The organism is Halotia branconii CENA392 (assembly GCF_029953635.1).
GTDB classification, from domain to species: Bacteria; Cyanobacteriota; Cyanobacteriia; order Cyanobacteriales; family Nostocaceae; genus Halotia; species Halotia branconii.
Genome location: NZ_CP124543.1, coordinates 1329798 through 1350143 on the forward strand (window position 1 = coordinate 1329798; position 20346 = coordinate 1350143).

A 20346-nucleotide genomic window follows, 5' to 3' on the forward strand; every position below is an offset into this window, starting at 1 on the left:
CGAGATTTATTGATCTAACACAGCACAGTGAAAATAAACCACCCATGATAAATATCTGAAACCCTTGCAAAAAGTTAAATACGAATTACAAACTTGTACTAAGCGAAGTCGAAGTATTACGAATTACGGCTTATTTTAGTTCCTAGACTGCTGCCTAGAAACTAAAATTAACTAACTGACAATTAAGTTTTAGAAAAAATTGTCAGCACTGATAACACTATAATTAATCCACCAATCCAAAGAGCTAATGATCCCCAAGTTACAGAATCTTTTTGTACTTTCTGCCATAAACTTGTACTTAAATTATTCCGAATAGCCATGTTATGACCTCCAATTTTGAATGAACCTGCTATTAAACAGGATGAATCGAGGCTGCATAATATTAAATTAAGTCAACTAAATTTTTGGGAGTATTAGACTTCAATTACTAATTCCCAAGTATTAACTCAATCAAATTTAAACAAATCAATGCAGCCTATGTCAGCGCATTTTTTCAACAAAAACCAAACAAAAATTTACAAAAAGATATTTTTTGATGATTAATTTAATTGTCTCATAGGTAATTGTTTGCAGTACTCACACTCGTAATTTTGAGAAAATTCTTAACGATCCCTTAAACTTTGAGGAACTGCGTTAATATTTATACTGCTTACTGTAAATCACGTATATTTGTTGTAAAAATAGGTGAGCAATACTGTTCGGTTAAGCATGTTTAACTTTAAATTGCGCTTTGGGAAAAGGTTAAAGGCTTTTCTTTTCCCTTTTACCCTTCCCCTTTCCCCCTTAACCAAAAGATATTGAATAGGCGATCGCTTTTTCTCAATCATGAATAAAACTCCTGTAGAAATGGCAGTAATGCGGAAGTAGAAAAACTAAGATAAAGAAAGTTTGCTTACTAAAACAGCGTCTTACTACCAAATCACCCATGCAACCATTCAAAACCCTACTACGCGTTCGCCACTATGAAATGGATGCTCTTGGACATGTTAACAACGCAGTTTACCAAAACTACTTAGAACAGGCAGCCATTGAACACTCGGAATATCTGGGTGTAAATTTTGATTTTTATCGAGAATTGGGTGGCGTATTTGTCATGCGGCGGGTAGAAATTGAATATTTGCGTCCTTCTGTAGCCGGCGATACGCTAGAAGTCACCACTTGGTTAAAGCAAATGCGTGGCACTCGTGCTTTTCGCTGTTACGAAATTCGCAAACAAAACCAAGATGATTTGTTAGTTACAGCAGAAGCACTATGGGTATGGGTGGATACTAAAACAATGCGCCCAAGACCAATTCCTAATGTGATGTTAGACAAATTTTTAAACATTCAAACTAGCACCACAAGGGGAAATTAAAAATTAAAAATGAATACTTCGTGAATAACAAGATCCCCAACTTTAATAAGTCGGGGATCTGAGCCTCTAAGTCAATTATTTTCCTGATGATTTATGAGAACGGCTCATCATGTTGATGCGATCGCTCAGTTGACGTAGAGTTTGTAGTAAAGCGCGATCGCTTTGTTGAAGTTGGTTGATTTTGTCATAACTGTAGATCACCGTTGTATGGTCTTTACCGCCAAACTCTTCCCCAATTCTCGGCAAACTCAAATCGGTGTGTTGACGCATGAGATACATTCCTATTTGACGCGCCCAGCTAATTTCCCGTCGCCGCGAATTACTCTTAAGGTCTTCAATCGAAATACCAAAAGCATCAGCAATAACTGTTAAAATTACTTCAGGGGTAGCCTCTACTTTCTCGCTAGGTGTTTGTAAAACTGGCGCGAGGTTTTCCACAGTCATAGATAAACCCCCTATAGAAATATAAGCTACCGCCCGAATTAAAGCTCCTTCCAACTCGCGAATATTAGAAGTATAGTTAGTAGCAATATATTCAATAACATCTTTAGAAAGATGAATATTTTCATATTCAGCCTTTTTTTGCAGAATGGCCATTCTGGTTTCTAAGTCTGGAGTTTGCACATCGGCAATTAACCCCATAGAAAACCGAGAACACAGACGCTCTTGCAATCGAGGAATTTGATTAGGAGGGCGATCAGATGCAATCACAACTTGCTTGCCAGCTTCATGTAAAGTATTAAAAGTATGAAAAAATTCTTCTTGGGTATATTCTTTACCTTCCAGAAATTGAATGTCATCTACTAACAACACATCAGCAGCCCGGTAATGCTCTCGAAAAATTTGCATACTATCATTGCGAATTGCTGTAATTAAGTCGTTAGTAAACTGTTCCGTAGATACATAAAATATTTTGGAATCTGGGTAAATTTCGCAGCGATAATGACCAATAGCTTGCATAAGGTGAGTTTTGCCCAAGCCGACACCACCGCATAGAAATAAGGGATTAAACTCTCTACCTGGAGATTCAGCAACAGCCAAAGATGCTGCATGAGCCATCCGATTGTTCGCACCAACTACAAAACGAGAAAATACATATTTAGAGTTTAATTCTGTAGTTGTCTGTCCTTTTTTAGGCACAGTTTCAGCAGCAATGCTTTGGTTTGGTAAATATCCAGTAACTTTTTGTTCACCCAGATTTGAGACTCCATCACCCTGAGCAACAGTAATATAAATTTCTACGGGTTTACCTAAAATGTCTTGTACTACATTGGCAATAGTGTTGATGTAATATTTTTGTAACCAATTACGAGCAAAAGGGTTAGGAGTGATAATTACCAAGCAATTATTTTCTAAGCGCTCCGCACTAGCAGTTTTAATCCAAGTTTCAAAGGTGGGGCGGGATAGTTCTACCTGTAGACGCTCTAGTACCTGATTCCATAGACTTTCAATGGGGAGTTCCATTATTTACCACCTTTGCTGCTAATCGTCACAATAGAAGATATAAGCAAGCACTAATTTATCATTCATTAGCCCTAAACCTGGGACATATTTGGTAGGCGATAGATCCTACCACCCACTTGTTCAGCACGGAGAAGCAAACACACATGAAGACAACAGAACATGACTTGGAAGGCCAAGACAATGATACCTGGGGTTTTACCCACAGGAGAGGATCAACCAATATTATATTAATGCTATTGGGTGGGGTAGCAGCATTGTCCCTAGGGAGCTGCTCGCTTTTACCTGCTAAGAATGATTCTTTGTCTCAGGTTCCAGGACAACAGACAAATAATACTAATCCAATAATTGCTCCTCCACCAATTATTTCATCGTCGGGAGATCCTAATTTTGTAGTCAAAGTAGTACAAAAAATCGGAGGTGCAGTAGTTCGGATTGATTCTTCTAGAACAGTCACTTCTCGCGTACCAGATGAATTTAACGATCCATTTTTCCGGCGATTTTTTGGTAATACAATTCCATCAGAACCTAGACAACGGGTTGAACGGGGTAGCGGCTCTGGATTTATTATTGATTCTTCAGGTCGAATTTTAACTAATTCTCATGTGGTAGATGGTGCTGATACTGTAACCGTTACCCTAAAAGATGGCAGAACTTTTGACGGTAAAGTACTGGGTGAAGATCCTGTTACAGATGTAGCTGCGATTAAAATTAATGCTAATAATTTGCCAATCTTAGCTTTGGGCAACTCCGATGCTTTGCAGCCAGGAGAAGCGGTAATCGCCATTGGTAATCCTTTAGGGTTAAATAATACCGTCACTTCTGGGATTATCAGCGCTACAGGTCGCTCTGGTAGTGATATTGGTGCTAGTGACAAACGCGTTGACTATCTGCAAACTGACGCAGCAATTAATCCAGGTAACTCCGGCGGGCCATTACTGAATGATCGTGGTCAGGTAATTGGCATGAACACAGCGATTATTAGAGGCGCTCAGGGTTTAGGTTTTGCTATTCCTATCAACACGGTACAAAGAATTGCTCAGGAATTAATCAGTAAGGGCAAGGTTGATCATCCTTATTTAGGCATTCAAATGGTGACACTAACGCCAGAAATTAAAGAAAGACTTAATGATAGAGGAGGCGATCGCCTTAGTGTAGCAGCAGACAAAGGTGTTTTATTAATTGATATTGTTCCTCGTTCCCCCGCATCACTCGCTGGACTGCGCTCTGGTGATGTAATTCAAAGTATTAATAATCAACCTGTAACAACAATTGAAGAAGTACAAAAGCTGGTAGAAAGTAGCAAAATCGGTAGTCCTCTACAAATTCAAGTAAATCGAAATGGGCAAGTTGCTCCCATTGTAGTTACCCCTGCACCTTTACCAATGCAACGTGAAGGCTGATTTTAAAGACTTCTAAGAGGCTCAGATCCCCGACTTCTTAAAGAAGTCGGGGATCTTGTTGTTCAAAATTAAATAAGATTGCTATAAACTGCACCAAAAGTATGATCGGCATTAACCTCAATCACCAAATCGATGGCCGATGAAGATTTGACTAATGGCTTGATAAATAATTCTGGGTGAAGCGATCGCCAAAAATAATTGACAAATTCCTCAACTTGTGATTCCGTCATTCCCGATTTACCAGCAGTAATCATTTGTTGTTCTGCCTGTTTGCGCCATGCCAAAGAACAACGATAATCAGTGGGATAAAGCAAAATTAAGTTATCTAATCGTTCCCACAGTGGCAGATAATTATTTAACTGCTGATTGAGATCACGAGCAAAGACCCGATCTTCATCTGTAATAATTGGTGGTGGCGCACTATTAAACACTTCAGGATCAATTGGTCTAACACCCACAAACCAACCTTCAAACAACACAATATCTATATCTGCAATGATTTCTGGAGTAGTGCGATCGCCTGCACCATTATAAGCAGATTTATCAAAGCGCGGAACAATTACAGGACTTTGGCGTTGGCGAATCTGATTTAGTACATTTAAACCTAAGTCTATATCGTGAGTTCCTGGTGGCCCCCGCCAAATTAAACGCGGATTTTGCTGTGTTAAAGTTAGGCGATCGCTGTACGTTTTATACAAGTCATCCAAAGATAAACTTAAGGTACGGTATCCTAACTGCTGAAGAATCAAGTTCAGCACTTGAGACATTGTAGTTTTGCCTGTACCTTGTCCTCCTAAAATCCCCTGAACTATAGGACGGCCTAATTTTTGGCGATGTGATGCTATTTTTATAGCTAATGGTAGCCATAAATCCCACAACACAGTTAACATGTCCTGTGGTGGCATTAAAAGGCTAGTTTGACAAAATTGGCGAAAAGCTGGCCAGATGGATTTGAGTAAATGCGATCGCTTCTGTATGACTGCATCAATGTTTTTTAGTGTGATGCCAAAAGCTTTTGCCCTTAGTTGATCTGCCAACATTGCTGATCGTGCTTGCTGTAGCCAAGTTGTATCTATGACATCCATTGTCAAAATTTCACTTAGCCACAAATTCATTTATTTAATCTCCTTTGCCGCAGACATTATGAACCCAGTTTAAAGGCTTCGACAAACATGCTATAAATAAAACCCACTTTGAGAAGATTTATCGATTCTACCCAAAGCGCTTGTCTAGCCATAAAGCTACGACTATAAAATATCCTGCTAGCAATCTCCGTCAGCCCTACTAAAAGACCAGCGATCATAATATCTATCGTACCTCTTTGTCCAGCTATAGTAGCGATCGCTGTTCCTAAAAAAAAGCCAAACAAAAAACAAATTATCAGTAGCGATAGTCTCCGCCAAGGATTCAAAAACCATTGCCCTAAGCTTCTAGCAATGGACTCAAATAAATTATTAAGACGAGTGTTTTGCATCAATGAGACTGATAGTGAAAAGTCAAGATTTGATGAAATATATTGATATTCGAGACTGGCTTCCCCTTATGGGCGGCTTGGCTTTTCTGTTGCCTGTTGCCCGTTCCCTGTTTCTTTTTATTTTAAAATTAGTATCCTCTATCGTTAGGTGTATTTTTTGTCATAGTTTCTTATAGTATGACGATATTATCTACAAAAAAGCGAGTATTGTTAAGAAATATAAAAAAATTCCAGCAGCTAAATTTGAGAGTTTGACAAAAGTCACTTTGTTACTCACATTACGCGAACCCCAAAAATTTCTGTTTGTGTTTCTACGAGTCAATCTACTATTTATGTATCAAATTTTAACTTTAATCTGAACTGATGTTGACAAAAAGCCACGAATAAATAAGGATAGAGTCTTTTTTATAGTTGAGAAATCAGGTAATCATTCATGCCCATAGTTTATAAAAAAAATGATATTTATGATACATTACACTCCATAATTATACAGACTCTAAAGTAGGTTAAGTGAGCAACTTTCCACAATTGCCACTTTTGAATAATAGGCTACCATTTGGTCAAGACTAGACAAATATTTATTTCTAATAATTATCAATTATGAAATCTTCGGTGTATCGTAACGCTGCTATTACAACTTGTATATTGGGGCTACTGGGTTTACTAGCAGGTTGCTTGGGAATGACTGTGTCTTTTGAGTCCGCGAATCCAGACAAAACTTTGACAGTATCAGATGATACAAGTCAACCAAGAACAAATCCGGCATCCGAAGTTGCATCGCAAACAAGTATTTCTGCTAGTATTACTAATCCCCCAAGTACTAGTAAAACTACCCCTGTATTGGCATCTCGTCAGGGTGCGGCTGACAATGCTAAACAGCAGGGGAGTTTGCGGATGAGTAATCAAACAGATCAGCCTGTGCGGCTGGCACTATTGGCCAGAGAATCACCAGTCAAAGGCTCTAATAGTAAAAAAAATAACTATGATGTTCCAGCACATTGGGATTTTGCTCCTAGCGAAGGTAGTAACAAGGGGTTGATTCTTTCTTTGCCTAATGGAAACTTAAAGTTAGAGAAGGGAGATATATTAGTGGCTTTCGCACAGGACGGTTCTCGACGCTATTGGGGTCCTTACGTTGTTGGAGAAACTTCTTTACCTATTTGGAACTCTCAAAACCAAGAATGGCAATTGGTACTTAGTCAGTAATTGCTTAAAAAGCAGGAATAAAGAACAAAATGTAGGTAGTCAACGACTAATGATTAATGACTGTTGACTATATGACTTATTGACAGATAACGAAATGAGGATGAAATTGAGTATTCCCGCAATTATTGACCAGTGGTTCAAAAAGATAGTGGCGCGTCCGTCTCTTGCTGTAACTGTGTCAATTTTGTGGTTGATACTGATTAATTGGGTGGCTTATTGGTGGAATTTGGGCAGTATTGGCTTGATTGATGAAACCGAGCCGCTATTTGCCGAAGCTTCTCGTCAAATGTTGGTCACAGGTGACTGGATTACTCCTTTTTTCAATGGTGAAACTCGTTTCGATAAACCTATTTTAATTTACTGGTTTCAAGCGATCGCCTATGCAATTATTGGAGTGAATGAGTGGGCAGTAAGGCTGCCTTCAGCGATCGCTGCACTAGCAGTTATTAGCTTGACTTTTTACACTTTACAATGGCATTTGGCAAAAAAAGACGAATTAGAGCAGGTTTTACGCCCGACTCGTCGCTATTTAACGGCTGCTGTAGCAGCTGCGGTACTGGCATTAAATCCTGAGATGGTTGTCTGGGGCAGAACTGGTGTCTCAGATATGCTACTGACTGGGTGTATGGCATCAGCCTTGTTATGCTTTTTTTTGGGATATGCAGGGAAGGAGGAGCAGGGGGCAGCACTTCGGCTACGCTCAGCGACCGGGGGCAGGGAGCAGGGAGCAGGGGGCAGCACTTCGGCTACGCTCAGTGACCGGGGGCAGGGGGCAGGGGGCAGGGAGCAGGGAGCAGAGGGCAGGGAGCAGGTAATAACTAGTCAATCTTTACTTCCTAGTAAGTGGTATTTAGCTTTTTATGTATTAATTGCTGGGGCAATTTTAACCAAAGGCCCTGTAGGAATTGTTTTACCTGGGTTAATTGTTTTTGCTTTTCTGCTATATGTGGGCAAGTTGCGAGAAGTATTACGGGAAATGCGCTTTTTTGTAGGGATGCTGATTGTTGTAGGTTTATCAGCTCCGTGGTATTTGTTAGTGATTTGGCGCAATGGCTGGAGTTTTATTAACTCCTTCTTTGGTTATCACAACCTGGAACGCTTTACAGAAGTAGTTAATGGTCACTCAGCTCCCTGGTACTTTTACTTTTTGGTAGTGTTGCTGGGTTTTGCACCATACTCAGTTTACTTGCCTTTGGCAATGTTTCGGTTAAAGTTTTGGCAGCGATCGCTTTGGCGCACTCAAGAACGTGCTGGGCAATTGGGCTTATTTGTCTGCATCTGGTTTTTGAGTGTTTTTGGCTTTTTCAGTATTGCTGTTACTAAACTTCCTAGTTATGTTTTGCCTTTAATGCCAGCAGCCGCTATTTTAGTAGCCCTGTTATGGAGCGACTTTTTCTCAAGTAAAAATGAAGCAAGATCATTCCCTTCATTTTCTGTTACCTCCTCTGCTGCTTTTTTTTGGAGTGGTTGGATAAATGTCGTGTTTTTATCCGCACTCGCAGTAGGAATGTTTCACTTATCTCAGTTATTAGGTAGTGATCAAGCTGCGCCTAATTTCCGCCTCCAAATTGAAAACTCTGGTTTACCCGGACTAGGTGGCTGGATTTTGCTTTTGAGTGCCGTTATCATTGCATTTTTAATTATTAGTCGCCGTTGGTACTCTGTGGTTGGTGTGAATTTGCTGGCATTTGTGGCATTTTTGATTATTGTTTTAATGCCAGCTATGTTTTTGATGGATCAAGAGCGTCAGCTACCTTTGAGACAGTTATCTGCGGCTGTAGTACAAGTACAAAAACCAAACGAAGAACTACTTATGGTTGGGTTCAAAAAACCAACTGTAGTTTTTTACTCTCATAAACACGTCAATTTTATCAAGCTGACAAAAGATGCTGTCAAGCATATTCAAAACCAAGTTGCCCAACAAGAACAGCCTAATTCGTTATTAGTACTGGCTGAACAGAGAAACTTTGTCAAAATGGACTTGCAGCCAGATGGTTACGAAAATTTAGCGACTAAAGGTGCTTATCAGTTAAATCGAATCAATTTTAAAAAAATGAAACAAAAAAAATCAAACATTTCTTAAATTGCACAACTACTTGTAAGGTCGTTAACGTCATTAGTCATCAGATATAGCAGCTAAAAGACAAATTAAGACATCAACTAATCATAAAATCTTTGCAACAAGAAACTTTCAAGCTTTTCCCTGTTCCCTGTTCCCTGCTATATACAATAGCTGTATTGAATCATCGATGAGGAGTGCGATCGCTATGACCGCAGCAACCAAGAAACTTACTTTTGCAGAGTATCTTCAGTATGATGATGGCAGCGATACTCAATACGAATTGGTGGATGGAGAATTAATCGCGATGAGTCTTGGCACTGGCAAGCACGGCGGCATCTCCAAGTTTTTAGAACGAACCTTCGATGATGAAAGTGCCAAAATAGGAAGAGATTGGACTGCACAAAAGTTTTCTGTGGGGATTCGTTCACCACGCAAGGGACGCTGGGACACTTCGCGGGTTCCAGACGTAGTAGTTTTACCAACACAACAGTGGGAAGCACTCTCCAACCGGGAAGCAGTCATCGAACTCAATGAACCTCCCCCTATACTAGTAGTGGAAGTCGTCAGCGAATCTACTCAAACCACAGATTACCGCAGCAAGCGTTCTGAGTATGCTGTCCTGGAAATTCCCGAATACTGGATTGTTGATCCTAGCCCTCTTCTGTCACTTTCCGGGTATTCTAAATAAAAGAATTAAAAGAAAAAACTCTCTTCAGGTAAGCAGAGCAATGGATGTAGAATTACAAATCCTGAAACATTTGTCGAGAGATGCCCACCCAACAGTTGCGCTCATAGATGAATATTGTGCAGAGTATAAAGACCTGTTCAAAGAGGTAAGAAATTATGAATGCTTTAAATATTTACATTTGGGGATAATATCAACGATAAAAAGAAAATCGTTACCAGAAATAGCTAAAGTAGTAAGTATAAACTCTGCTCAGTCATTACATCATTTTATAGCCTATTCAGATTGGTCAGTAAAGAAATTAAAGAGCCGAAGATTAAATAAATTAAAGAGAGCGTTAAACGATCAGGCGATAACCGTAGTAATAGATGAAACAGGAGACAGGAAAAAAGGTAAAAAGACAGATTATGTGGCTAGACAATATTTAGGGAGCGTAGGAAAAATAGATAATGGAATAGTGACAGTCAATGCTTATGGAGTTTATGACAATATAACATTTCCCTTAAGTTTCAAAGTATTCAAACCAAAGGGGACTTTAAAAGAAGGAGATAAATATAAAACTAAAATAGAATTAGCGTCAGAAATTATTACAGAATTAATTAGTGAAGGCTTTAATATTGAGTTGGTACTGGCGGATAGTTTATATGGTGAGAGTAGCGAATTCATCAGAAAATTGAATGAATATGAATTAGCTTATGTTGTGGCAATAAGAAATAATCACGGAGTCTGGCTACCAGCCAACCAGAGCGTTAGAGCGAATAAGTGGTGTAAATTTAAAAGAACATTTAGCAATCAAAAATCAGAGACTAGATATATTCGAGAAATAATTTATGGAAAAAAAAGAACCATAACTTATTGGGAAATAACTACTGACCCAGAAACCATGCCGGAAAATTCTACTTCTTTCGTGATGACAAATCTTCAAGGTAACTTGAAGAAGATTTTAGGCGACTTATATGGATTAAGAACCTGGGTTGAATATGGTTTTCGGCAGTGTAAACAGGAACTGGGCTGGACAGATTACAGGTTTACAAATTTCCAACATATTCAGAGATGGTGGGAGATTATTTTTTGTGTCTACACAATGATTAGTTTAAGTTCTCCACCTTTCTTATCCTTAAATCAAGCTCCTCAAATTGAAACAGAGGTACAAAACAGTGTTTGTATTGATTGTGTAGATTTTTCTAATCATAAACAATGGAATCATGATTATGGATGGAAGAATACTTTAAATAATCTTCGCTTAATTGTTCAACCTCTCTTATTATTTTGGTTGATTTATCCCTGGCTAGATGTTTTTCCCAATTCCGATTTATTGCTTGGATTTAATCACCTAATTTGTACAATGAACCAATTTAAACCTTTTTTCTCTTCTGGATAATTTCAGTTATTTACTACTTGCTTATTTCGGAAAGTGACAGAAGAGGGCTAGGGACTTCCAAGAAATAAATTAATCAGCAAAAATCATAAGTTAATCTTTAAGAGATAATGATAATCATTCTGAAAGGGTAAGAGGTGGTTGCCGTCGGCAACCACCTCTTACCCCCTCAAACACAGAAGGAAAAGTCTGCATCTGCACTCTGTAAATAATTTCAGTGCAATATCATAATTAATATTCATGTTTTTAGATTTAAAAACTGAAGAGTGAAAATTAAGTGCTGCCACAACAAATATCAACAAACCATTTGCCTAAATCGGGAAATTTTTCATGTTCCGAGTTAGTGAGTCTTTCTATTTGTTTTTCAACAGCAGACATAGCCTCCTTAGTAAGAGTAACCCCAGTTTCATAAGTTTGAGTCACTAACTTAACCACAGGATTCTTACCTTTCCACGTCATGTTTTGAGCAAATTTTAAAGCGGTTGCAACTTCATCTAAAATACTGCCATTCCAAGAATTTTCTAATATCCCCCATACTCGCTCGATGGGATTATATTTGCTGTGATAGGGTGGATAGTAGGCTAAACGTATATTCAGTTGATATTCATGAACAAACTCAACGATACGTTTCATAAACTGGGTACGTCTAGAATTATTATCTGTCCCATTATCCTGGTTAATAATCAGGGTTTTTATTGAGGAAAATCGCCAACTCTCACTCTTCCAAAAATCTTCTAGAACGTCTACAATAAAATCACTCGTTACATTAGACTCTGTAAAGTATAAAAATAGTTCGTCTAATTCTGGAAGGAAGATGCCGTAAGGAGTTACGGTAGTTTTTGGATGAAAATTATGGTCTTCTGTTTCTGTGACAACTCGGTTTTTACCTCCTCTGTCAAAGTAGCCAATATCTACACGGGCTTTGGCATCCAGACTGAGACGTAAGATACTTGGATCATCCAGGGCGGATTGATTAACTATTGCTAATTGTTCAAAGATTGCGTCTGTTTCTGGAATTTTTTTTGAGGTAAAACTTTTGCTACTCGCTTGAGTCTATAACCTAAATCATTCAATTTAACTCTCATTGTTTCTTCAGTAGGTAACTGTTCATCCGTATAACCAAATTTATCAATTAATAGCTTTCTGACCTGACTAGCAGTTAGGCGTGTATACAGCCTTTGGCTTTTAAAACTTGGATCTGTTTGGCTTTGGAAATCAACTAATTTTTTGATATCTTCTAACAGGTTTGGTAAATGCTCTTCTACTTTCCATCTACCCCTAGCTGAATAATTATCTATACAACTAATCCCACTGGTTAGTTCTTTAATTCCTTTACGAATAGTATTTCTATCCCAGCCCAATTCTTTTTGAGCCAGTAATTGTCCTCCGTAACCTAATTCCATGACAATTTGTGCTTGAAAACGCCGCCTTGCTGCACCTTTGAGTTGGTTTGCTGTTTCCTTGAATACTTTTTTGACTGAATCAGTTAATTCGAGCAACACTCCTGTCCACCCACAAAATTCCCTCCAAATTGAATTTACTACGAATAGGGGGGAAGGAGAAGCAGCCTGCGGCTGCTTCTCCTTCCCCCCTTAGAATGATTATCATTATTATAATTGGTCATTTTATTCCTTGGAAGTCCCCTATTCAAGAGTTAGTAACAATATGTAGCTTAGTAGAAGGATTCTATAATGCTGTCACATTTCGAGGAGAAGAACATATTATATCTTTTACTTTCCCAGAATTGGATTTGAGTGCAGAACGAGTACTAAGTAGGCGAAATTGATGTGCCGTCTCTGCGATTTACTAAACTGAACTTTCCCCCAAGTAAAAAGAGCTAACTGTTATCTAGAGCGACTTTCCGGCGAAAGGGTTTCATTTATTTGAAAGTTTCGCATGTTATCTTGAAAGTGTATACCACTATTATACAATAAGTTCGTATATCTGGTTTACATTTATGGCAGGAAGAAAGAAGTTAAACCGTGAGAGTTTACACGCAAGAGTCGCCCCAAAAACAACAGAAAAACTCAAGCAAGTTGCGCTAAATCTTGGTTATACATACAACAATGAAGGCTCTACCGGACAGCTTTTGGATGCGATCGCGTCTGGCGAAATCATTCTGGTTGTTACCAAAACACCCGCCAAAAGTGGTTGACGCTTATTGCAAAAATGGTTATACTAAAAGAGTGGAAGACCAACAACTTCCACACTGAACCATTGAAAACAAAAGGAGGTCTATGACACAATCCGGCAAAAGCGGGAATGGGAACCAAGAACCAGCCCCAAACCCTGAAGATATCCGGTTTTACGAAGAGGCTTATTTAGTTTCAGATGAAGACCAGACCGAACCCATTGGATGGGTAGAGTCAGATATCAAAGGGAATGAGCGTAGGTTTCTTGAAGAACTTCCCTCTGAAATGAGGTTCGACGACTTTGATTCTAATAGCGAGTCAGAATCAGAGTAGAACCAGTGATTTAGTGTTACGTCCCCAGAAACCTGGGGACTTTCTTCAATTATGTCAGACACCACAGTTTTTCTTCCAGACTATTACCGAATTTTCGAGCGCCGTACTGGAGAATGGTTTCTCAAAACCGTCCGGCTAATCCACAAAGAGCTTCCGTTCAGCGTTGATCTCAGAGACTTTAAACTGCTTTACGGAATTACTGATGAGCAAATCGGTATTGAGTTATTCCGTATCAATGGCGGCAAAAGTGGCTATTATCTGGCCAACCTGCGACATAAGCGATTTTATTATTGCGGAACAGGGACGGAGGGAGTGAAAACGAAATTGCGATCGCTCGGTATTGGGCGCGAAGACCCCATGCAATGATGAACGCTATCTAAAGGGCAGTCGCTCCACTTGGTGAGGCAGCCCGCAGAAAGTTGTTCCAACAAAGAGGAGCTAGCGCGGTCATGAGGGTCTTCCCCAGGAGCGACTAGCGTTGGACTGTCGAACCCGCAGGGGCAAAATTTATTTGAAAGTTTATAGTAACTGGTCAAAACTACTGTTGTCTGGATGAGTTTCAATCCCGCGAACGGGTTTCATTTATTTGAAAGTCAGAGAAGCGATCGCAATTAAGGCCGCGGCCAGTTTCAATCCCGCGAACGGGTTTCATTTATTTGAAAGTTCCCGCAGCTTTTACCTGACGCTCGACATCTGCGATGTTTCAATCCCGCGAACGGGTTTCATTTATTTGAAAGCTAGGGCTGGAATGCAAGTATTTATCGGATGTAACTAGTTTCAATCCCGCGAACGGGTTTCATTTATTTGAAAGCCCATTTATATTACCCATGTAAACTATTCCTATTTGTTTCAATCCCGCGAACGGGTTTCATTTATTTGAAAGCCAGGGATAGAAATAGTTGTGTGATTAATAGACAATCCCGGTTTCAATCCCGCGAACGGGTTTCATTTATTTGAAAGCAGAGTCAGCCGTAATACTTTTGGCCTTAAAAGACGTTTCAATCCCGCGAACGGGTTTCATTTATTTGAAAGACAAAGTTGGCAGCCTTCAAATTCTTTAATCAGGTTGTTTCAATCCCGCGAACGGGTTTCATTTATTTGAAAGCATAATGCTTTTCAACTTTCTAATGATATTGCAGTGTTTCAATCCCGCGAACGGGTTTCATTTATTTGAAAGTTTGCGGGCAGCGCGCATTGTCGTAAGGCGTAATTCCTGTTTCAATCCCGCGAACGGGTTTCATTTATTTGAAAGGTAAAGGAGTTCGTAGCATTTATTAGACATGATTGAAGTTTCAATCCCGCGAACGGGTTTCATTTATTTGAAAGTCAGGTTTGAGATTCGCTATGGAGAAAGAACACATGTTTCAATCCCGCGAACGGGTTTCATTTATTTGAAAGTTGAGTATCTAAATCATCCCAATTTACATCATCATGTTTCAATCCCGCGAACGGGTTTCATTTATTTGAAAGCTTACCGTCAATGGCTTCTAGCAAGTCAATGGTTTGGTTTCAATCCCGCGAACGGGTTTCATTTATTTGAAAGTTACAGTGTCAAAATGGTTTATATAACTATATGTCCTAGTTTCAATCCCGCGAACGGGTTTCATTTATTTGAAAGTCCCAAACTTGTTGGAAATATTCAAACTGTCGTGTGTTTCAATCCCGCGAACGGGTTTCATTTATTTGAAAGCCCGCCAGCCAGAAGCTAATTACAAAGCTAGTCCTATCGGCATTTTTGGCAGGTCTACTTAAAAAGTCCGTTTCCGGCATTTATAAATAGCTCTTTATTAGTACTTTAACCGCTGAAACTATTAATTTGTCAAGGTTCTGTGGATTTGGCGGGAGGTGGGGGGTTTTCGCCCGTGCTTTGCCCTGCCAAAAAATCTTGTTAGCATCATAATACGATTGTCTGTTGTTGTCGAGGTTGTTCGCAACCATTAGACACAAAAAACTAAAGTCATTATTAAAGCTTGAATATCTATGACTGTTTAAACTTTTCCATACTGACCTTTCACAGCTAAAGCTTGATTGATATGACTTAATAAGTCTTCCATTGAAATCGAGCGAGGTAAAATTTGGGTAGCGATCGCACCAACAACAGTTTCTACAGACTCAGAGGCACTCTTTCTTGACTTGTCCGGTAATGAAGTCATCTCAATGCTATTTAATCTTTGATCTATCACCACAATTGGCGGTAAATCGAAAGGTGAATCTGCCAAGGTTTTCAGTACTTTGAGCGCTTCTTTTTGGATAGATGATTCTCCTAAACAAATCAGCAGCAAGTCAACGCTTTGGTGACGAATTTGTTGCAATACTTCTGCCCAACAGTTTCCCATTGCGGCTTTTAAGCCAGCTGTTTGCAGGTACTGAACTAAAGCTTGGAACCATTCAGAACCCCGTTCGACGGTTTGACTACTAAGTGAGGAATTTTTAGCTGTGCGATAATTCTTCACCTGTTTACGTCTGATTTGCGGTAAGTCGCGCAACATTGTTAAATCCACTACTAAGATGCTGGGCGGATAACAAACACCAGAGGCAATTTGCAGTACTGACAATAAAGCATCTGGTTTACCATTGCGAGTGCTGTTGTCTTGATCAAGAGGTGTTAAGCAAGGAAACACGGACAGTTCAGGTATTTGGGAAGCTGCTAGGGTAGTTGCGACATCGCAAGTTACTAGGGGAAGTTCAGCTAATCGCGGGTGCTGAGTCAACTGTTTTAGGTAAGTTTGGGCTAAAGAACTTTCTAAATCCAGTAAAATGACATCAAATTGCCAAACTCGTGCTAATAGTTCTGCCTGATCTAAGTCATCTACTTCTATCACCCGATGTTCTCGCAGTGAAGGACGAGGACTGATTGATTCCAATGCCGGATTCACTAATCTTAGAATCCGTAATGGGTTTGTTGTAGAGGTGATTTCGCTACTGTCTACTCCTGGTTCTTGAATGACTGGTGGCTTACACAATTCTTTGAGAAGTGGCTCTAAGGCTTGATGCTCTACTGGCAAGTTCAAAAAACCATCAGCTTGGTTAGCGTAAGCTTGGTCTTTTTCAGCTCCGGTTGCTGTCACCATCACAGGAATATGGCGAGTTGCAGCATCAGATTTAAGTAAGGTCAGCACATCCCACCCAGACAACAGAGGTAACAAGGGATTCAAGAAGATAGCCTGTGGTTGTAAACGTCGGGCTTTTTCTACTGCCTCTGTTCCTGAGCGCGCAATAACTACGCGATAACCTAAACCTTTGAGTTGCTCGGTTAAATCTTCAATATATCTAGCTACTGCTTCAACCACTAAGACTAACCGTTGTGAGCAAGGAGGATGATGCTGTATGGCGGTGGTGATGCGCTGATGTGCTGAGGTAACAACTCCTTGCTTGGTATTGCGTGTTTCCCCCTCAGTTCGTGTTCTTACTTCTGCTTCAGTGAAGCCTGTTGTTGGGGGACTAGGTGGTAAAAGTAGTGTAAATTGGCTACCTTTACCTTCACGAGATAAGAAACTAACATCACCTCCATGCAGACGCGCTAGCGCCCTAGTTAAAACTAGTCCCAAACCAGTACCTTCAAACTGACGGGTAAGAGGGTTTTCCAGTTGTTGAAATTTTTGGAAGATTAAATGTTGTTGATGTTCAGGGATACCAATCCCTGTATCCCAGATTGTAAAAGCAATCCAACCTTCCCAACGATTAACGCGCAAACCAATTTCACCTGATGTTTCGGTGAATTTAAAAGCGTTGGAAAGCAAGTGTACTAGCATCTGGCGTAAGCGTAATTCATCCGCTACGATTTGGTCTAAATCTGGTTCAATCGTTAGAGTAAATTCGGGAGATGACGAACTTTCTGCTGGAGGTTGATTATTGGGTGTGGCTTTGGTAGTTTGAGTGTGAATCGCTTTTGCTTCCAAGAGGGCGCGATCGCACACTGAGCGAATTTTCACTGGTACAGGAGTCAAGTCCATCTGTCCAGTTTCCATGCGGGTCAAATCTAAAATGTCGTTGACCACACTCATTAAGTGTCGTCCGCTTTGATGAATTAATCCGGCATAACGAGCTTGACGTTCGTTGAGTTCTCCCAATTGCTGATCAACCAACAAGCGTGATAATCCTAAAACAGCGGTTAAGGGCGTTTTCAGTTCATGGCTGATACAAGATAAAAACTCATCCTTTAACCGATTTAGTTGCACAAGATCAGCATTCTTCGCTGCTAATTCTTTACAAAGCTGTTGCTGTTCGGTGACATCAGTAGCTAAAACTAACCACAAGTCAGTATTAGCCACTGAGTCTTGAGGGCTGAGTAAAATCTCTGAATCATTACTTAAGACTTTCAACTCTGGACTATCTAAGGGAATTTTGGCAAATTGCCAAATTCGCTCTTGACCATTTTGCACCTCGACAACACAGGTACAAGTACCCACTTGTCCATCTAAAAAACATCGTGATGCACTGGCTGTGGGTGCAGGCTGTTCAAGGTCATTGATCAGTGGTGTTGCGACTGATGAAGATATTAGGGCTTCATTCCTGACAGATAAGGTATGTTCTCCAGGATGAAGTTTTAGTGGTAAGGATTGCTCTTCGCGCCCTTGTTCATTACCTTTAGCTATTTGGTGGACGTATTCTGGCTGGACGAGTAAGACAGGAGCTAGTATGGCCTCTACTTGTTGCCGCACTCCTTCGGGATCTTTGAGTACTCCTAGTTGCTGCCACCAAGCCGGATTTTGCATTACCACTTCACCACTACCTGTTTGTAACATTAGAGGCCAAGGTAGTCGCTCTAATAACTGCATTAGTGGTTTATGTACCGAAGGTTGACGAGGATTATTCCTGGGCGATCGCCGTTGAGTTTTTAACCCTGTATTCTTTTTGTTAGCAGTGTTTACATATTTATATTCTTGCTCACCACTCCTAGACGATCTCTCGGCATTAGAGTAAACATTTCCTCCAACACTGTTTACAGCTTTTTCTTGAGCCAATAATCTCAAAAGGCGTTTACTATCCAATAGTCCTAAAAATTTGCCATCTATATCAACTAATGCCCAATCTAAGTTATTGTTGATGTAGGCGCATTGTCCAGATAAAAGCAGATTAAATTGCTTTAGACGATCATTTGCTGGCAATGTCTGAATCGGCTCAATCAAAGTTTGACCTAAGGTCGACAACGGCTGTTGTAAATTTAAAAATTGATTTTCACTAGCTACAGCCAATAATTTTTGGCTCAAACAAGCAGAGTACAACAACCCAACTGGGCATTGTTGTTGGTTTACTACTACCAAGCGATCGCACTGCTCTTGATCAAAAATCTCCAGCACCACTGCTAGAGTGGTTGTTTCTAAGCAGATAGGTACGGTTGCTAAGAAGTCATAAAGCGGGTAATGTAGCATTGACATAGGGCTTCGGGGTTCACTCTTCCTGTGGTAGACTCTGGCTTGACTAATCAGTGATTTAGTCTGAGTAGCGTTGATGCCTGAAGCAATAACCTTTAAGAAGACTCATATAAGCGATTTTATTATTTAAGCTTCAACACCATTGAAACCATTGGGTTAATTCTTTCAGACAACTTTTGTTTGAGCCGCTAGTTTCTATAAGCGGCAGCGTTTCCTTTTGTCGCTTGAGATTTCTAGGGAAACATTCTTACCCAATATCCTACTAATGTTGAAATTCTTCATCGATAGTAACGGCTAAAACAATTATGGCTCTAAAGATTCGCTTTAGAACCTTGAGGAATTATAATGATTTAGAATGCGACAATACTTTAAGTTCGTTTAAGTATCTTATTAAGGAGCGCAATAAAAAATTATGATTCAGACGGACATGCATATACAAATCAAAATTAAGTTATGTCTACTCTAAAACTAATCTTCCATCTAATGACCTCCTAAATCTTAACTTCTTACGCCCGGTTGTTTTTTTGACTAAATCAGGTTTAGCGAAAACATGGCGCAGATAATTTTTGGAGTGAACCCATAAGTTCACTGCACACTTACTGTTTCCTTTACTACCCCTATTATTCTACCTACCAGTATTTTGGTTAGGGTGATTGACAAAATATCTTTAAGTATATAGATATTACTACCCGTATCGATTTTTCAAGCAAATTTAAAAAAAATTTTAGATTGTCCAGCAAGATTAACTTACAAACAAAGTTCAAGGAGCAGATATGGAGTTTTAGCACATCCGCCATTGACTAATTGTACCTTTTACCTTTAGTTACTGCCACCACTGAAAGAATTTATCATTTACTGAGGTATTTAAAGCCAGACCTCAATAAAATTCTGACAACAGATATTCTGACAAATATTTCTATGTATTTGCTTGCCAAGAGCAAAAACCACAGCAGGTTTCTCAGCAAATGACTCAAGTTGATCAGGACGTATTATTACGGCAACTCAAATCAGATTACCGCGAAATTCTTATAGATTACTTTACTACAGACAAAACACTGAAGAAAAAAATTGATAAATTTATCAACGTGGTATTTTGTGCTAATATTCCTGTGCCACAAATCATAGAAATTCACATGGACTTGATTGAAGAGTTTTCTAAGCAGTTAAAATTAGAAGGAAGGAGTGATGAGACGTTACTCGATTACCGTCTAACACTGATAGATGTTTTAGCCCACCTGTGCGAAGTATATAGGTGTTCAATTTCTAAACAAAGCTAATCTATCATAGTCAAAGATAGTCAAAAATGAAGGAATAAAATGGAGTTTTTTCAGTAGTCAGTAGTCAGCGGCACAGCGAAAAATGCTGTCTTGGGTTTTACCCAAAAAAAGCAACTTTTCAAGAAGATTTGTGAAAACTACCGATCAAGGGAAGGGATATTAAACCAAAAAATAACTAACAACTGACAATTGACCACTGACACGCG

16 protein-coding genes and 1 CRISPR repeat array are annotated in these 20346 nt (G+C 39.6%); of the genes, 10 read left to right on the top strand and 6 right to left on the bottom strand.

From position 1 onward, the window contains the following. Positions 1-182: 182 nt before the first annotated feature. Positions 183-320, bottom strand: a complete 138-nt coding sequence (locus QI031_RS06035) for a hypothetical protein (protein ID WP_281484296.1) — start codon at positions 318-320, stop codon at positions 183-185. A gap of 605 nt (positions 321-925) precedes the next feature. Between QI031_RS06035 and QI031_RS06040 the strand changes: the two genes are divergently transcribed. Continuing rightward, positions 926-1354, top strand: coding sequence for an acyl-CoA thioesterase (locus tag QI031_RS06040; protein WP_281484297.1), 429 nt, complete (start codon positions 926-928; stop codon positions 1352-1354). Between the two features lie 75 nt (positions 1355-1429). Here QI031_RS06040 and dnaA read toward each other — a convergent pair whose 3' ends face one another. Then, positions 1430-2818 (bottom strand): chromosomal replication initiator protein DnaA, encoded by a 1389-nt coding sequence (gene dnaA, locus QI031_RS06045; RefSeq protein ID WP_281484298.1) that lies wholly within the window; start codon positions 2816-2818, stop codon positions 1430-1432. A 143-nt stretch (positions 2819-2961) separates the two neighbouring features. Between dnaA and QI031_RS06050 the strand changes: the two genes are divergently transcribed. Next, positions 2962-4218, top strand: a complete 1257-nt coding sequence (locus QI031_RS06050; RefSeq protein ID WP_281484299.1) for an HhoA/HhoB/HtrA family serine endopeptidase — start codon at positions 2962-2964, stop codon at positions 4216-4218. Between the two features lie 68 nt (positions 4219-4286). Here QI031_RS06050 and QI031_RS06055 read toward each other — a convergent pair whose 3' ends face one another. Together QI031_RS06055 and QI031_RS06060 are read right to left on the bottom strand one after the other, a co-directional pair. Next, the gene (locus tag QI031_RS06055; protein ID WP_281484300.1) at positions 4287-5333 is read right to left on the bottom strand and encodes a glycerate kinase; all 1047 of its coding nucleotides are present in this window, start codon (positions 5331-5333) and stop codon (positions 4287-4289) included. Positions 5334-5359: 26 nt separating this feature from the next. Further along, a complete protein-coding gene (locus QI031_RS06060) occupies positions 5360-5692 on the bottom strand; it encodes a DUF565 domain-containing protein (RefSeq protein WP_281484301.1) in 333 nt (110 codons plus the stop codon). 600 nt (positions 5693-6292) lie between these two features. Here QI031_RS06060 and QI031_RS06065 point away from each other — a divergent pair. The 4 genes from QI031_RS06065 to QI031_RS06080 all read left to right on the top strand — a co-directional run bounded on the left by QI031_RS06065 (position 6293) and on the right by QI031_RS06080 (position 11026). Continuing rightward, positions 6293-6898, top strand: a complete 606-nt coding sequence (locus QI031_RS06065; RefSeq protein WP_281484302.1) for a hypothetical protein — start codon at positions 6293-6295, stop codon at positions 6896-6898. A 94-nt stretch (positions 6899-6992) separates the two neighbouring features. Then, the gene (locus tag QI031_RS06070) at positions 6993-8981 is read left to right on the top strand and encodes an ArnT family glycosyltransferase (RefSeq protein WP_281484303.1); all 1989 of its coding nucleotides are present in this window, start codon (positions 6993-6995) and stop codon (positions 8979-8981) included. Positions 8982-9165: 184 nt separating this feature from the next. Continuing rightward, a complete protein-coding gene (locus tag QI031_RS06075; RefSeq protein WP_281484304.1) occupies positions 9166-9648 on the top strand; it encodes a Uma2 family endonuclease in 483 nt (160 codons plus the stop codon). A 40-nt stretch (positions 9649-9688) separates the two neighbouring features. Then, positions 9689-11026: an IS701 family transposase gene (locus QI031_RS06080; RefSeq protein ID WP_281481473.1), complete on the top strand. Its 1338-nt coding sequence runs from the start codon at positions 9689-9691 to the stop codon at positions 11024-11026. 270 nt (positions 11027-11296) lie between these two features. Here QI031_RS06080 and QI031_RS06085 read toward each other — a convergent pair. Next, positions 11297-12522 (bottom strand): ISAzo13 family transposase gene (locus QI031_RS06085; protein ID WP_425526025.1). Its coding sequence is split into 2 segments (ribosomal slippage): positions 11297-12039 and positions 12039-12522, totalling 1227 coding nucleotides; the frame shifts between segments, so codons are not numbered across the junction. A gap of 458 nt (positions 12523-12980) precedes the next feature. Between QI031_RS06085 and QI031_RS06090 the strand changes: the two genes are divergently transcribed. The 3 genes from QI031_RS06090 to QI031_RS06100 all read left to right on the top strand — a co-directional run bounded on the left by QI031_RS06090 (position 12981) and on the right by QI031_RS06100 (position 13854). Then, positions 12981-13178: a hypothetical protein gene (locus QI031_RS06090; protein WP_281484305.1), complete on the top strand. Its 198-nt coding sequence runs from the start codon at positions 12981-12983 to the stop codon at positions 13176-13178. Positions 13179-13260: 82 nt separating this feature from the next. Next, positions 13261-13488, top strand: coding sequence for a hypothetical protein (locus QI031_RS06095; protein WP_281484306.1), 228 nt, complete (start codon positions 13261-13263; stop codon positions 13486-13488). Positions 13489-13539: 51 nt separating this feature from the next. Next, positions 13540-13854, top strand: coding sequence for a hypothetical protein (locus QI031_RS06100; RefSeq protein WP_281484307.1), 315 nt, complete (start codon positions 13540-13542; stop codon positions 13852-13854). A 190-nt stretch (positions 13855-14044) separates the two neighbouring features. Next, a CRISPR array of direct repeats spans positions 14045-15178; the repeat unit is 37 nt; unit sequence GTTTCAATCCCGCGAACGGGTTTCATTTATTTGAAAG. A gap of 298 nt (positions 15179-15476) precedes the next feature. On the opposite strand, the gene QI031_RS06105 is transcribed toward QI031_RS06100, so the two are convergent. Then, a complete protein-coding gene (locus tag QI031_RS06105) occupies positions 15477-18866 on the bottom strand; it encodes an ATP-binding protein (protein WP_281484308.1) in 3390 nt (1129 codons plus the stop codon). Between the two features lie 962 nt (positions 18867-19828). On the opposite strand from QI031_RS06105, the gene QI031_RS06110 reads away from it, so the two are divergent. Next, positions 19829-20140, top strand: a complete 312-nt coding sequence (locus QI031_RS06110) for a circadian clock protein KaiA (protein ID WP_281484309.1) — start codon at positions 19829-19831, stop codon at positions 20138-20140. Positions 20141-20346 lie beyond the last annotated feature (206 nt).